Source organism: Noviherbaspirillum massiliense JC206 (assembly GCF_000312045.1).
Classification (GTDB): Bacteria; Pseudomonadota; Gammaproteobacteria; order Burkholderiales; family Burkholderiaceae_D; genus Noviherbaspirillum; species Noviherbaspirillum massiliense.
The window spans coordinates 271,020-282,435 of record NZ_HE978634.1; the positions used below are offsets into that span (position 1 = coordinate 271,020).

At 56.7% G+C, this 11,416-nt stretch carries 24 protein-coding genes; all 24 read right to left on the reverse strand.

The genetic code is table 11. From position 1 onward, the window contains the following. Positions 1-13: 13 nt before the first annotated feature. Positions 14-127 (reverse strand): 50S ribosomal protein L36, encoded by a 114-nt coding sequence (gene rpmJ, locus HGHM_RS01335; RefSeq protein WP_014004415.1) that lies wholly within the window; start codon positions 125-127, stop codon positions 14-16. Between the two features lie 35 nt (positions 128-162). Then, entirely contained in the window at positions 163-381 is a 219-nt protein-coding gene (infA, locus tag HGHM_RS01340; protein WP_005663428.1) for a translation initiation factor IF-1, read from the reverse strand. A 21-nt stretch (positions 382-402) separates the two neighbouring features. Continuing rightward, the gene (gene secY, locus HGHM_RS01345; protein WP_026075592.1) at positions 403-1,734 is read right to left on the reverse strand and encodes a preprotein translocase subunit SecY; all 1,332 of its coding nucleotides are present in this window, start codon (positions 1,732-1,734) and stop codon (positions 403-405) included. 24 nt (positions 1,735-1,758) lie between these two features. Further along, a complete protein-coding gene (gene rplO / locus HGHM_RS01350) occupies positions 1,759-2,190 on the reverse strand; it encodes a 50S ribosomal protein L15 (RefSeq protein WP_019139704.1) in 432 nt (143 codons plus the stop codon). 28 nt (positions 2,191-2,218) lie between these two features. Continuing rightward, entirely contained in the window at positions 2,219-2,398 is a 180-nt protein-coding gene (rpmD, locus tag HGHM_RS01355) for a 50S ribosomal protein L30 (protein WP_019139705.1), read from the reverse strand. A 10-nt stretch (positions 2,399-2,408) separates the two neighbouring features. Beyond that, a complete protein-coding gene (gene rpsE, locus HGHM_RS01360) occupies positions 2,409-2,930 on the reverse strand; it encodes a 30S ribosomal protein S5 (protein WP_019139706.1) in 522 nt (173 codons plus the stop codon). An 11-nt stretch (positions 2,931-2,941) separates the two neighbouring features. Continuing rightward, a complete protein-coding gene (gene rplR / locus HGHM_RS01365) occupies positions 2,942-3,304 on the reverse strand; it encodes a 50S ribosomal protein L18 (RefSeq protein ID WP_026075593.1) in 363 nt (120 codons plus the stop codon). A 12-nt stretch (positions 3,305-3,316) separates the two neighbouring features. Next, the gene (gene rplF / locus HGHM_RS01370; RefSeq protein WP_026075594.1) at positions 3,317-3,850 is read right to left on the reverse strand and encodes a 50S ribosomal protein L6; all 534 of its coding nucleotides are present in this window, start codon (positions 3,848-3,850) and stop codon (positions 3,317-3,319) included. Positions 3,851-3,860: 10 nt separating this feature from the next. Further along, complete coding sequence (gene rpsH / locus HGHM_RS01375; RefSeq protein WP_019139709.1) at positions 3,861-4,256, reverse strand: 30S ribosomal protein S8; 396 nt, start codon at positions 4,254-4,256, stop codon at positions 3,861-3,863. Positions 4,257-4,270: 14 nt separating this feature from the next. Beyond that, on the reverse strand, positions 4,271-4,576 hold the full coding sequence (gene rpsN / locus HGHM_RS01380) for a 30S ribosomal protein S14 (protein WP_019139710.1): 306 nt from the start codon (positions 4,574-4,576) through the stop codon (positions 4,271-4,273). A 7-nt stretch (positions 4,577-4,583) separates the two neighbouring features. Next, positions 4,584-5,123 carry a 50S ribosomal protein L5 gene (rplE, locus tag HGHM_RS01385; protein WP_019139711.1) on the reverse strand — a complete coding sequence of 180 codons (540 nt, stop codon included), beginning with the start codon at positions 5,121-5,123 and terminating at the stop codon, positions 4,584-4,586. A 6-nt stretch (positions 5,124-5,129) separates the two neighbouring features. Next, on the reverse strand, positions 5,130-5,444 hold the full coding sequence (gene rplX / locus HGHM_RS01390; RefSeq protein WP_019139712.1) for a 50S ribosomal protein L24: 315 nt from the start codon (positions 5,442-5,444) through the stop codon (positions 5,130-5,132). 9 nt (positions 5,445-5,453) lie between these two features. Then, complete coding sequence (gene rplN / locus HGHM_RS01395; RefSeq protein WP_020693799.1) at positions 5,454-5,822, reverse strand: 50S ribosomal protein L14; 369 nt, start codon at positions 5,820-5,822, stop codon at positions 5,454-5,456. A gap of 241 nt (positions 5,823-6,063) precedes the next feature. Further along, positions 6,064-6,336 (reverse strand): 30S ribosomal protein S17, encoded by a 273-nt coding sequence (rpsQ, locus tag HGHM_RS01405; RefSeq protein ID WP_019139714.1) that lies wholly within the window; start codon positions 6,334-6,336, stop codon positions 6,064-6,066. Beyond that, positions 6,333-6,527, reverse strand: a complete 195-nt coding sequence (rpmC, locus tag HGHM_RS01410) for a 50S ribosomal protein L29 (protein WP_019139715.1) — start codon at positions 6,525-6,527, stop codon at positions 6,333-6,335. Before rpmC ends, rpsQ begins: the two co-directional genes overlap by 4 nt. A gap of 13 nt (positions 6,528-6,540) precedes the next feature. Further along, positions 6,541-6,960, reverse strand: coding sequence for a 50S ribosomal protein L16 (gene rplP, locus HGHM_RS01415; protein WP_019139716.1), 420 nt, complete (start codon positions 6,958-6,960; stop codon positions 6,541-6,543). 2 nt (positions 6,961-6,962) lie between these two features. Further along, positions 6,963-7,808, reverse strand: coding sequence for a 30S ribosomal protein S3 (rpsC, locus tag HGHM_RS01420; protein ID WP_019139717.1), 846 nt, complete (start codon positions 7,806-7,808; stop codon positions 6,963-6,965). Positions 7,809-7,817: 9 nt separating this feature from the next. Beyond that, positions 7,818-8,150, reverse strand: coding sequence for a 50S ribosomal protein L22 (gene rplV, locus HGHM_RS01425; RefSeq protein ID WP_019139718.1), 333 nt, complete (start codon positions 8,148-8,150; stop codon positions 7,818-7,820). A gap of 6 nt (positions 8,151-8,156) precedes the next feature. After that, positions 8,157-8,432: a 30S ribosomal protein S19 gene (gene rpsS, locus HGHM_RS01430; protein WP_007875308.1), complete on the reverse strand. Its 276-nt coding sequence runs from the start codon at positions 8,430-8,432 to the stop codon at positions 8,157-8,159. Positions 8,433-8,442: 10 nt separating this feature from the next. Further along, the gene (gene rplB, locus HGHM_RS01435; protein WP_019139720.1) at positions 8,443-9,270 is read right to left on the reverse strand and encodes a 50S ribosomal protein L2; all 828 of its coding nucleotides are present in this window, start codon (positions 9,268-9,270) and stop codon (positions 8,443-8,445) included. Then, entirely contained in the window at positions 9,270-9,587 is a 318-nt protein-coding gene (gene rplW / locus HGHM_RS01440; RefSeq protein WP_019139721.1) for a 50S ribosomal protein L23, read from the reverse strand. The genes rplB and rplW overlap by 1 nt, the downstream gene beginning before the upstream one ends. Next, positions 9,584-10,204, reverse strand: a complete 621-nt coding sequence (rplD, locus tag HGHM_RS01445) for a 50S ribosomal protein L4 (protein WP_019139722.1) — start codon at positions 10,202-10,204, stop codon at positions 9,584-9,586. Before rplD ends, rplW begins: the two co-directional genes overlap by 4 nt. A 3-nt stretch (positions 10,205-10,207) precedes the next feature. After that, positions 10,208-10,876 carry a 50S ribosomal protein L3 gene (rplC, locus tag HGHM_RS01450; RefSeq protein WP_019139723.1) on the reverse strand — a complete coding sequence of 223 codons (669 nt, stop codon included), beginning with the start codon at positions 10,874-10,876 and terminating at the stop codon, positions 10,208-10,210. Between the two features lie 145 nt (positions 10,877-11,021). Next, the gene (gene rpsJ / locus HGHM_RS01455; protein ID WP_019139724.1) at positions 11,022-11,333 is read right to left on the reverse strand and encodes a 30S ribosomal protein S10; all 312 of its coding nucleotides are present in this window, start codon (positions 11,331-11,333) and stop codon (positions 11,022-11,024) included. Between the last annotated feature and the right edge of the window lie 83 nt (positions 11,334-11,416).

Below are 11,416 nucleotides of genomic sequence, written 5' to 3' on the forward strand. Positions count from 1 at the left end.
TCAATAACGTTGATTAACCTTGACGCTGCTTGTGGCGCGGCTCCGTGCAGATAACACGAACGACGCCTTTGCGCTTGATGATCTTGCAGTTGCGGCAGATCCGCTTCACTGATGCGAGCACTTTCATTTTCGCCCTCTTCCTTACAGTTCTTGATTCGATCTTTACTTGGTACGGAACACGATACGTGCCCGACTCAAATCGTAGGGAGTCAATTCCACGGTCACCTTGTCTCCAGGCAGGATACGAATGTAGTTCATTCGCATTTTCCCCGAAATGTGACCGAGCACGACATGCCCGTTTTCCAACTTCACTCTAAATGTTGCGTTCGGGAGGTTTTCGAGAATCTCCCCTTGCATCTGGATGACGTCGTCTTTTGCCATGCGATCGTTCGTATCCTTAGCTTAGCGCGAAGGCATTCCGCCCTTGAAATTCGCCTTACGCAGCAACGATTCATACTGCTGGGACATCACGTAATTCTGCACCTGCGCCATGAAGTCCATCGTTACCACCACAATAATCAGCAGCGAGGTTCCGCCAAAGTAGAACGGCACCTTCCACCGCGCGATCAAAAATTCGGGCAGCAAGCAAACCAGGGTGATATACAAGGCCCCAGCCAGAGTCAGCCGCATCAGAATCTTGTCGATGTAACGCGCTGTCTGTTCGCCTGGTCGGATACCCGGCACAAAAGCACCGCTTTTCTTCAGGTTGTCTGCCGTTTCCTTGCTGTTAAATACCAGCGCCGTATAGAAGAAACAGAAGAACACAATGGCAATGGCATACAGCAATGCATGGATCGGCTCACCCGGCGCCAGGGACGCCGCGAGGTCCTTCAAAAACCGCACGAAAGGATTACTCGTGTCGCCCGACGTAAACCAACTTGTGATCGTCGCCGGAAACAGAATGATCGACGAAGCGAAGATCGGCGGAATCACGCCTGCCATGTTCAACTTGAGCGGCAGATGGCTGCTCTGACCGCCGTAGATCTTGTTGCCCACCTGGCGCTTCGCGTAATTCACTAGGATCTTGCGCTGCCCGCGCTCGATGAACACCACCAGGTATGTCACCGCCGCAACGATCAGGCAGATCAGGATGGCTGAAAGTGCATTCATCGATCCGGTTCGCACCAGTTCAAGCAGCCCACCGATCGCGTTCGGCAATCCCGCTGCAATGCCAGCGAAGATGATGATCGAGATGCCGTTGCCAAGCCCGCGCTCCGTGATCTGTTCGCCGAGCCACATCAGGAACATCGTCCCGGTAACCAAGGTGACTACCGCGGTAAAGCGGAATGCCAAGCCGGGGTCGATCACCAATCCGGGCTGCGACTCCAGCGCAACCGCGATGCCGAGCGCCTGGAACGTTGCGAGAACCAGCGTGCCGTAGCGCGTATACTGCGTGATCTTCCGACGACCGGCCTCACCTTCCTTCTTCAACGCATCCAGCTGGGGAGAAACAACGGACATCAGCTGCATGATGATCGATGCCGAAATGTAAGGCATGATCCCGAGCGCGAAAATCGTGAAGCGCGACAGGGCACCGCCGGAGAACATGTTGAACATGCCGAGGATACCGCCCTGATTCTGCTTGAACAGCTGCGACAGCTGCGCCGGGTCAATGCCCGGCACAGGAATGTGCGCACCGATGCGGTATACCACTAACGCACCAAGCAAAAACCACAGACGGCCCCAGGGAAATCCGCTCGCTGCACTTTTCGCAAGTTGAGGGCTAGTCGCCAATTATTGCTCCGACTTCAAATTTGCTTAAGCGACTGAACCACCAGCAGCTTCGATCGCGGCTTTCGCACCCTTGGTAGCAGCCAAGCCCTTCAGAGTCACCTTTTTGGTCAACTCACCGGACTTAATGACACGCACTGCACGGGCCAATTCAGGCACCAGTCCGGCCTGTTTCAGCGCTAGGATGTCCACCTCGCCGACAGGCAGGGTTTCCAAACCGGACAGTCGCACTTCCGCCTTGTATGGTGTCGCGAGCGACTTGAAACCACGCTTCGGCAGGCGACGCTGCAACGGCATCTGACCGCCTTCGAAGCCGACCTTATGGAAGCCGCCCGAACGGGATTTCTGCCCTTTATGACCACGGCCCGCGGTCTTGCCGAGGCCGGAACCGATGCCGCGGCCGACACGCCGTTTGGCGTGCTTTGCGCCTTCCGCCGGTTGAATGTTGTTCAATTCCATGTTTTGCTCCGTCCGCAAGCCTTTCGGCTTACGACACCACTTTCACGAGATACGAGACCTTGTTGATCATGCCGCGAATGGCTGGCGTGTCCTGCAACTCCGAAACGGAATTAACACGGCGCAAGCCCAAGCCGCGCACTGTAGCACGGTGCGATTCGCGTGTTCCGATCAAGCCTTTGACCAGTTTGACCTTGATTGTGTTTGCCATTCGGACCACCTCAACCCAAAATTTCTTCGACAGACTTGCCGCGCTTGGCTGCGATTTCCGAAGGCGTGCTCATCTTTGCCAAGCCGTCGAGGGTTGCGCGCACCATATTATAGGGGTTGGTCGAACCATGCGACTTCGCCACTACGTTGGTTACACCCATTACCTCGAAGATTGCACGCATCGGGCCGCCCGCGATGACACCGGTACCATCCTTTGCAGGAGAGATCATCACGGTAGAGGCGCCATGCCTGCCGGTGACCGTATGCTGCAGGGTACCATTTTTCAGCGTTACCTTGATCAACTTGCGGCGGGCCTCTTCCATAGCCTTCTGCACGGCTACCGGCACTTCCTTCGACTTGCCCTTGCCCATGCCAATTCGGCCATCACCGTCACCTACGACTGCGAGGGCAGCAAAACCCATGATACGTCCGCCCTTGACCACCTTCGTGACCCTGTTGACGGAGATCATCTTTTCGCGCAGACCGTCGTCGCGCTCTTCGCCCTGAGGCGCCTTTGCTTGCATTTTTGCCATGACGATTTTCCTTAGAACTTCAGGCCGGCTTCGCGTGCTGCATCTGCAACCGCCTTCACACGACCATGGTAGCGGAAGCCCGAGCGATCAAACGCCACTTCTGTGACGCCAGCTTTGAGCGCTTTCTCTGCCACGCGCTTGCCGACGAGGGCGGCCGCAGCCACGTTCCCGCCTTTGCCGGATTTGCCAGCTAATTCCTGGCGCACCTCGGCTTCCGCAGTTGATGCAGAGGCCAGAACTTTGGCGTCCGGACCAATGATGTTTGCGTAAATGTGCAGGTTGGTGCGATGCACTGCCAGCCGATTCACCTTCAACTCTGCAATCTTTGCGCGAGTTTGGCGCGCCCGACGCAGACGTGATTGTTTCTTGTCCATCGTCAACCCCTATTACTTCTTCTTGGTTTCTTTAAGCACTACCACCTCGTCCGCATAGCGGACGCCCTTGCCCTTGTACGGTTCGGGGCTGCGGTAGGCACGAACTTCCGCGGCAACCTGGCCAACTTTCTGCTTGTCGATACCCTTGATAAGAATCTCGGTCTGGGTCGGTGTTTCGCATTTAACACCCTGCGGCATCTGATGCACGACGGGATGCGAGAAACCGAGCGACAGGTTCAGCTTGTCACCCTGTGCTTGGGCACGAAAGCCAACGCCAACCAGAGTCAGGCGCCGCTCGAAGCCTTTGGTGACACCGTTAACCATGTTGTTGACGAGAGCACGCATTGTGCCCGACATGGCGTTCGCTTCACGGCTTTCATTTGCCGTTTCGAACGTCAGGGTGCCATTGTCAACATTTACCTTGACCAGAGAATTCAAGGGCTGCGACAGGGTTCCCAGGGGACCCTTCAATGTAATCTGTCCTGCCGAGACATTCACTTCAGCGCCCTTGGGGAGCGCGATCGGCATTTTACCTACACGAGACATGTTCCGCTCCTTAGGCCACGTAGCAAATGACTTCGCCACCGACACCGGTCGCGCGCGCTTTGCGGTCAGTCATTACGCCCTTCGGCGTTGATACGATTGCCACCCCCAGGCCGTTCATAACACTGGGGATCTGATCTTTACCTTTGTAAATCCGCAGGCCGGGCCGGGATACGCGCTCGAGGCGCTCGATCACCGGACGACCGGCGTAATACTTCAGGCCAATCTTCAGCTCTGCCTTGCCGGCAGCTTCGGAAACCGCGAAATCCTCAATGTAGCCTTCGTCTTTCAGGACGTTGGCGATTGCGACTTTCACTTTCGACGACGGCATTACGACCGTGGTCTTTTGAACGCCTTGCGCATTACGAATGCGGGTCAGCATATCGGCGATAGGATCGCTCATACTCATTGGATCTTCTCCTATTACCAGCTAGCTTTGGTCATGCCCGGAATTTCGCCGCGCATGGCGATTTCACGGATCTTGGTTCGCGCTAGGCCGAACTTGCGGAAGGTGCCGCGAGGACGACCGGTCATGGCGCAACGCTTACGCTGGCGGGTAGGCGCAGAGTTACGAGGCAGAGCCTGCAACTTCAGTCGCGCTTCGTAACGCTCTTCTTCCGACCTCGATTGATCGTCGATGATCGCCTTCAACGCAGCGCGCTTGGCGGCGTACTTCTTTACCAAGTCGGCGCGCTTTTGCTCGCGGTTAATCAGTGCCAGTTTTGCCATGGCAGCCTCAGCCTCTAAACGGAAATTTAAATGCGGCGAGAAGCGCTTTCGCCTCGTCGTCGGACTTCGCGGTTGTCGTGATGCTGATGTTCATCCCACGCAACGCGTCGATCTTGTCGTACTCGATCTCAGGGAAGATGATCTGCTCTTTCACGCCCATGTTGTAATTGCCACGACCGTCGAAAGCCCGACCTGACACGCCGCGAAAGTCACGCACACGCGGCAGGGCCACGGTGATGAGGCGGTCAAGGAATTCGTACATGCGGGCGCCGCGCAGGGTCACCATGCAGCCAATCGGGTAACCTTCGCGAATCTTGAAGCCGGCGATCGCCTTGCGAGCCTTGGTGATCACGGGCTTCTGGCCGGCGATCTTGGTCATGTCGCCGAGCGCGTGCTCAATGACTTTTTTGTCGGCGACCGCTTCCGAAAGACCCATGTTCAGGGTGATTTTGGTGAGGCGCGGAACCTCCATTGCCGACTTATAACCGTACTTCTTGGTCAACTCGGTAACGACTTTTTCTTTGTAAAATTGCTGTAGACGGGCCATGATGTCTTACACCTTCACAACTTCGCCGTTGGACTTGAAAGCGCGGACTTTTTTGCCACCCACATCTTTGAAGCTCACGCGATCTGCCTTGCCAGTTGCCGGGTTTACCAGAGCAACATTGGACACATGAATCGGCATCGCCTTGTCGACGATGCCGCCGGTTGCACCGGTCATCGGGTTCGGCCGCACGGCTTTCTTGGCCACATTGACCCCCTCGACCACCACATAATTGACATCGACGCGTTGCTTGATAACACCGCGCTTGCCCTTATCCTTACCGGTCAGGACGATAACTTCGTCGTTTTTCCGAATCTTATCCATGACGACTCCTTACAGAACTTCCGGAGCGAGCGACACAATCTTCATGAAGCGCTCGGTACGCAACTCACGGGTCACCGGACCAAAAATGCGTGTGCCGATCGGCTCAAGCTTATTGTTTAGCAACACTGCGGCGTTGCCGTCGAACTTAACCAGGGAGCCATCTTGGCGGCGCACGCCTTTGGCGGTACGCACAACGACAGCGTTGTAGATCTCGCCCTTCTTGACCCGACCACGCGGAGCTGCGGACTTGACGGTTACCTTGATGACGTCGCCAATGCTTGCGTAGCGACGCTTGGAGCCGCCCAGCACCTTGATGCACAGGACTTCGCGCGCACCCGTGTTGTCGGCTACTTCGAGCCGGCTTTCAGTTTGAATCATAGTATTCTCTTTCCCAACTTAATCCGCTCTCGACGCCCAATGCGCACTTGCGGTCAGTCTTGGTCCCGTCAGACGCGGCCTTTGAAACGCAACGCCGATGAGGTGGACATTTGTGAAACGACTTACTGATCCGATGGATACCTTGCTCGCACTCGGTATTTCGGGCTCGCCGCAACATCTTCTTTGCAACGAGACGAAGCCCGACATTATGGCACATGAATGCCGGGCGCGCAACCACTAATTAGATAATTTGCGCCTGCTGCACGACTCGAGTAACAGTCCAGGCCTTGGTCTTGGAGATCGGTCGACCCTCTTGGATTTCCACGGTATCGCCTTCCTTGGCTTGGTTGTTTTCATCATGCGCATGGTACTTGTTCGAGCGCACGATGATTTTGCCGTACAACGGATGCTTCACGCGGCGCTCCACCAGCACGGTGACGGTCTTGTCCATCTTGTCCGAGACCACTTTCCCAACCAGCGTGCGCTTCAATGCTTGCTTCACTTGGTCGTTCATTGTTTTGCGCCCTTCTGGTTCATGACGGTTTTCACGCGTGCGATATCGCGACGCACCTTTTTCAGTTGCGCGGTATTGTTCAGTTGCTGAGTCGCAATTTGCATGCGCAAGCTGAATTGCGCTTTCAACAAATCGCTCAGCTCCTTTGCGAGCGCAGCTTGATCTTTATCGCGGAGTTCAGATGCTTTCATTTTCCACTCCAGTTTATTGGCCAACCTGGCGTACTACGAAGGCGGTCGAAAGCGGCAGTTTGGCTGCAGCCAGGCGAAACGCCTCGCGTGCCAGCGCTTCGTCCACGCCATCCATTTCATACAGCACTTTTCCAGGCTGGATTTCGGCCACGTAGTATTCAGGATTACCTTTGCCGTTACCCATACGGACTTCGGCCGGCTTTTGTGAAATTGGCTTGTCCGGGAAAATGCGAATCCAGATCCTTCCACCGCGCTTGATGTGGCGTGTCATGGCACGACGGGCGGCCTCAATCTGACGGGCGGTAATGCGACCGCGTCCGATCGCCTTCAGACCGAATTCGCCGAACGAAACCGCGGTACCGCGATCGTGCGATATGCCCTTGTTGCGACCCTTTTGCTCTTTACGATATTTTCTGCGTGCTGGTTGCAGCATGATTATTCTCCTGCTTTCTCAGCCGGTGCGGCAGCGCTGTCGGCTGCGCCTTCCTTCTTGGCGCGGACGCGCTTGCCTGCCGGAGCGGCACCTGCGCCGGCCGCTTGTCCTTCAGGCCGCTTCGTGCGCGGACGGGCGCCGGGTTTTCCATCGTCGCGGCGCGGGCCACGGCGCTTCTTCTCTTCATCGGCAGGAGCCTCGATCGTCGGGGCTTCACCGCTTGCAAGCCGGTCGCCCTTGTAGACCCAAACCTTGATTCCGATGATCCCATAGGTCGTTTCAGCTTCGCCGAAGCCGTAGTCGATGTCGGCGCGCAGTGTATGCAGCGGCACACGCCCTTCGCGATACCACTCGGTTCGTGCGATTTCGATGCCGTTCAAACGGCCGGAGGAAGCAATCCTGATGCCCTGGGCACCAAGGCGCATCGCATTCTGCATGGCGCGCTTCATCGCGCGGCGGAACATGATCCGCTTTTCCAGCTGCTGGGCGATAGAGTCGGCGATTAGCTGAGCATCGGTCTCCGGCTTGCGGATTTCCTCGATGTTCACGTGAACCGGCACGCCCATGAGCTTGGTGAGGTCGGTCTTGAGAACCTCGATATCCTCGCCTTTCTTGCCAATAACGACGCCAGGACGCGAGCTGTAAATGGTGATGCGGGCGTTCTTCGCCGGGCGCTCGATCAAAACGCGACCAACGGAGGCATTCTTCAGTTTCTTCTTGAGGTAGGCGCGAACCTCGAGATCCTCGTTGAGCATGCTGGCAAAATTGTTATTGCCTGCATACCAGCGAGAGCCCCAGTTGCGGGTGACCGCAAGACGGAAACCGGTCGGATGAATTTTCTGTCCCATCGTGACTCCTTAGTTGCCGACAGTCACGTAAATGTGACAGGTTTGCTTAGAGATGCGATCACCGCGGCCTTTCGCGCGTGCGGTGAAGCGCTTCAGGACTCCGCCCTTCTCGACGTAGATCGTCTTGACCTTGAGCTCGTCGATGTCGGCGCCGTCGTTGTGCTCGGCATTTGCAATGGCAGACTCGAGCACCTGCTTGATGAGGACCGCGCCTTTCTTCGGGCTGAAGGCCAAGATATTGAGCGCTTGATCGACTTTTTTACCGCGGATCAGGTCGGCAACCAGTCGGCCTTTTTGGGCCGACAGGCGCGCGCCACGGAGGGTAGCTTTAGTTTCCATCATCGGACCTTATTTCTTAGCCTTCTTGTCGGCAGCGTGGCCCTTGAACGTCCGGGTCAACGCGAATTCGCCGAGTTTGTGGCCAACCATGTTTTCTGAAACATAAACCGGCACATGCTGCTTGCCGTTATGCACCGCGATCGTCAAGCCGATGAAATCCGGCATGATCGTCGAGCGGCGCGACCAAGTCTTGATCGGCTTCTTGTCTTTCGTGGCCTGCGCAGCTTCAACTTTCTTCACCAGGTGGGCGTCACAGAACGGCCCTTTTTTCAATGAACGTGTCATGTGTTACCCCTTATTTCTTGCCACGGCGCGAGACGATCATCGAAGTCGTGCGCTTATTGCGACGCGTCTTCTTACCCTTGGTCTGCTGACCCCATGGCGACACCGGGTGACGACCGGCGGAGGTGCGCCCCTCACCGCCACCGTGCGGGTGGTCGATCGGGTTCATCACCACACCACGTACCGTCGGACGGATACCGCGCCAACGGGTGGCACCGGCCTTACCGATTTTGCGCAGGTTGTGCTCGCCATTACCAACTTCACCAACTGTTGCGCGGCACTCGATGTGCACGCGACGAACCTCGCCGGAACGCAGACGAACTTGAGCGTAAGTGCCTTCGCGCGCCATCAACACGACGGCGGCACCTGCGGTGCGCGCGAGCTGTGCGCCCTTGCCCGGCAACATCTCAACGCAGTGCATCGTCGTACCGACCGGTATATTGCGGATTGGCAGGCAATTGCCGGCTTTAATCGGCGCTTCGGATCCGTTCATGAGCTGATCGCCGACCGCCACGCCCTTGGGCGCGATGATGTAGCGACGCTCGCCGTCGGCGTAGCACAGAAGAGCGATATGGGCGCTACGGTTCGGATCGTATTCCAGGCGCTCCACTTTGGCGGCGACGCCATCCTTGTTGCGGCGGAAGTCGACCACGCGGTAATGGTGCTTGTGGCCACCACCGATATGACGGGTGGTGATGTGACCGTTATTGTTGCGGCCGGCGGTCTTCGATTTCTTTTCGACGAGCCCAGCGAGCGGGCGGCCTTTGTACAGGTCGGGATTAACGACCTTTACCATGCCGCGACGTCCGGGCGACGTCGGTTTCGTTTTCACGAGTGCCATTACTTAGCCTCCTCGGTGAAGTTAATTTCCTGACCCGGCTTCAGGCAGACATACGCCTGGCGAGTATGGTTGCGACGACCCATGAAACGGCCGGCGCGCTTTTGCTTGCCCTGGCGATTCAACACCTGAACCGACTCCACCTGCACCTTGAACAGCAGCTCGACGGCAGCCTTGATTTCCGGCTTGGTCGCATCGGGAGCAACACGGAAAACAACTTGTTCGTTCTTTTCTGCGACAAAAGTAGCTTTCTCCGAAATCACCGGAGCCAGCAACACCTTCATCAAACGCTCTTCGCTATGTTTCACATTCGCGCTCATGCCAGCATCTCCTCAATCTTGGCCAATGCCGGCTTAGTGATCAAAACTTTCTTGTAGAACACCAGCGATACCGGATCAGCATGACGCGGCTCGACGACCAGCACGTTCGGCAGGTTGCGCGAAGCGAGCAGCATGTTTTCATCGAGGCTATCAGTAATCACGAGCACGGAGTCCAGGCCCATGCCCTTCAACTTCTGCGCCAGCAGCTTGGTCTTCGGCGCATCAATGGACAGGCTCTCGACAACAGACAAACGACCTTCGCGCGCCAACTGGGAAAGGATCGAGCAGATACCTGCGCGATACATTTTCTTGTTGACCTTGTGCGAAAAGTTTTCGTCGGGCGTATTCGGGAAAATGCGACCGCCTCCGCGCCACAGCGGCGAGGACGACATACCGGCACGAGCACGGCCCGTGCCTTTTTGACGCCACGGCTTCTTGGTCGTGTGACTTACTTCACGGCGGTCTTTTTGCTTGCGGTTTCCACTGCGCGCATTTGCCTGGTAGGCAACGACGACTTGATGGATCAGCGCTTCGTTGTAGTCACGACCGAAGATCGTGTCCGGCGCAGCGACGTTAGAAGCAGCTTGACCCTGATCATTCAGGAGCTTGAGTTCCATCGATTAGGCTCCCTTCTTGGCTTTGACTTTAACGGCGGGACAAACGATCACTTGACCGTTCTTTGCACCCGGAACCGCACCCTTGACCAGCAGCAGCTGGCGCTCAGCGTCCACGCGGGCGATTTCAAGGTTTTGCACGGTCACGGTGACGTCGCCCATGTGGCCAGTCATGCGCTTGCCCGGAAACACTCGACCGGGATCCTGTGCCATACCGATGGAACCAGGGACATTGTGCGAGCGGGAGTTACCGTGAGTCGCGCGGCCGGAGCCGAAGTTGTAGCGCTTGATCGTGCCGGCATAACCCTTACCGATCGACACGCCTTGCACGTCAACTTTCTGACCTGCTTCGAACAGGCTCACGCCGATAACGTCGCCAGCCTTCAGGTCTGCAAGCTTGGCGGTATCGATACGAAATTCTTTGAGGACGGTTCCAGCCTCGACACCTGCTTTCGCGAGGTGGCCGGCTGCGGCTTTATTCACGCGGGATGCGCGGCGCTGACCGAAGGTAACCTGCACGGCGGAATAACCATCCGTTTCAGGCGTTTTGATTTGTGTCACGCGGTTGTTCGACACGTCCAGCACGGTGACGGGAATCGTGTCCCCATCGTCCGTGAAAATGCGCATCATACCAACCTTGCGACCAACAAGGCCTAGGCTCATTGTTTTCTCCATTCCCGCCTACGATTGGGCGGGGCTGATGTTTGCACCACTTGAAAAGCGCGAGTCACAATTGGACTCGCACGAAAGCCGGGTAGTATAGCGCGGAAACGAGCATTATTCAATAGCCGAATGCATGAAATGCAGTTCCGCGCGTTTCTTATTGCAGTTTGATTTCCACGTCCACGCCGGCAGGCAGGTCGAGCTTCATCAGTGCGTCAACCGTCTTGTCGGTCGGATCGACGATGTCCATCAGGCGTTGATGAGTGCGGATCTCGAACTGGTCGCGCGAGGTTTTGTTCACGTGCGGCGAACGCAGGATGTCGAAACGCTGAATGCGGGTAGGGAGCGGAACGGGCCCCTTCACCACGGCGCCGGTACGCTTGGCCGTGTCAACGATTTCGAGCGCGGACTGGTCGATGAGGCGATAGTCGAATGCCTTCAGGCGGATGCGGATCTTTTGGTTTTGCATGATTTTCCTTGAAAGAGCGAGCCGCGAGGGAATTACCGCTCGCGGCGTTGTTTGTTTGCTTTAGGGCAGGATCTTGCCGACTA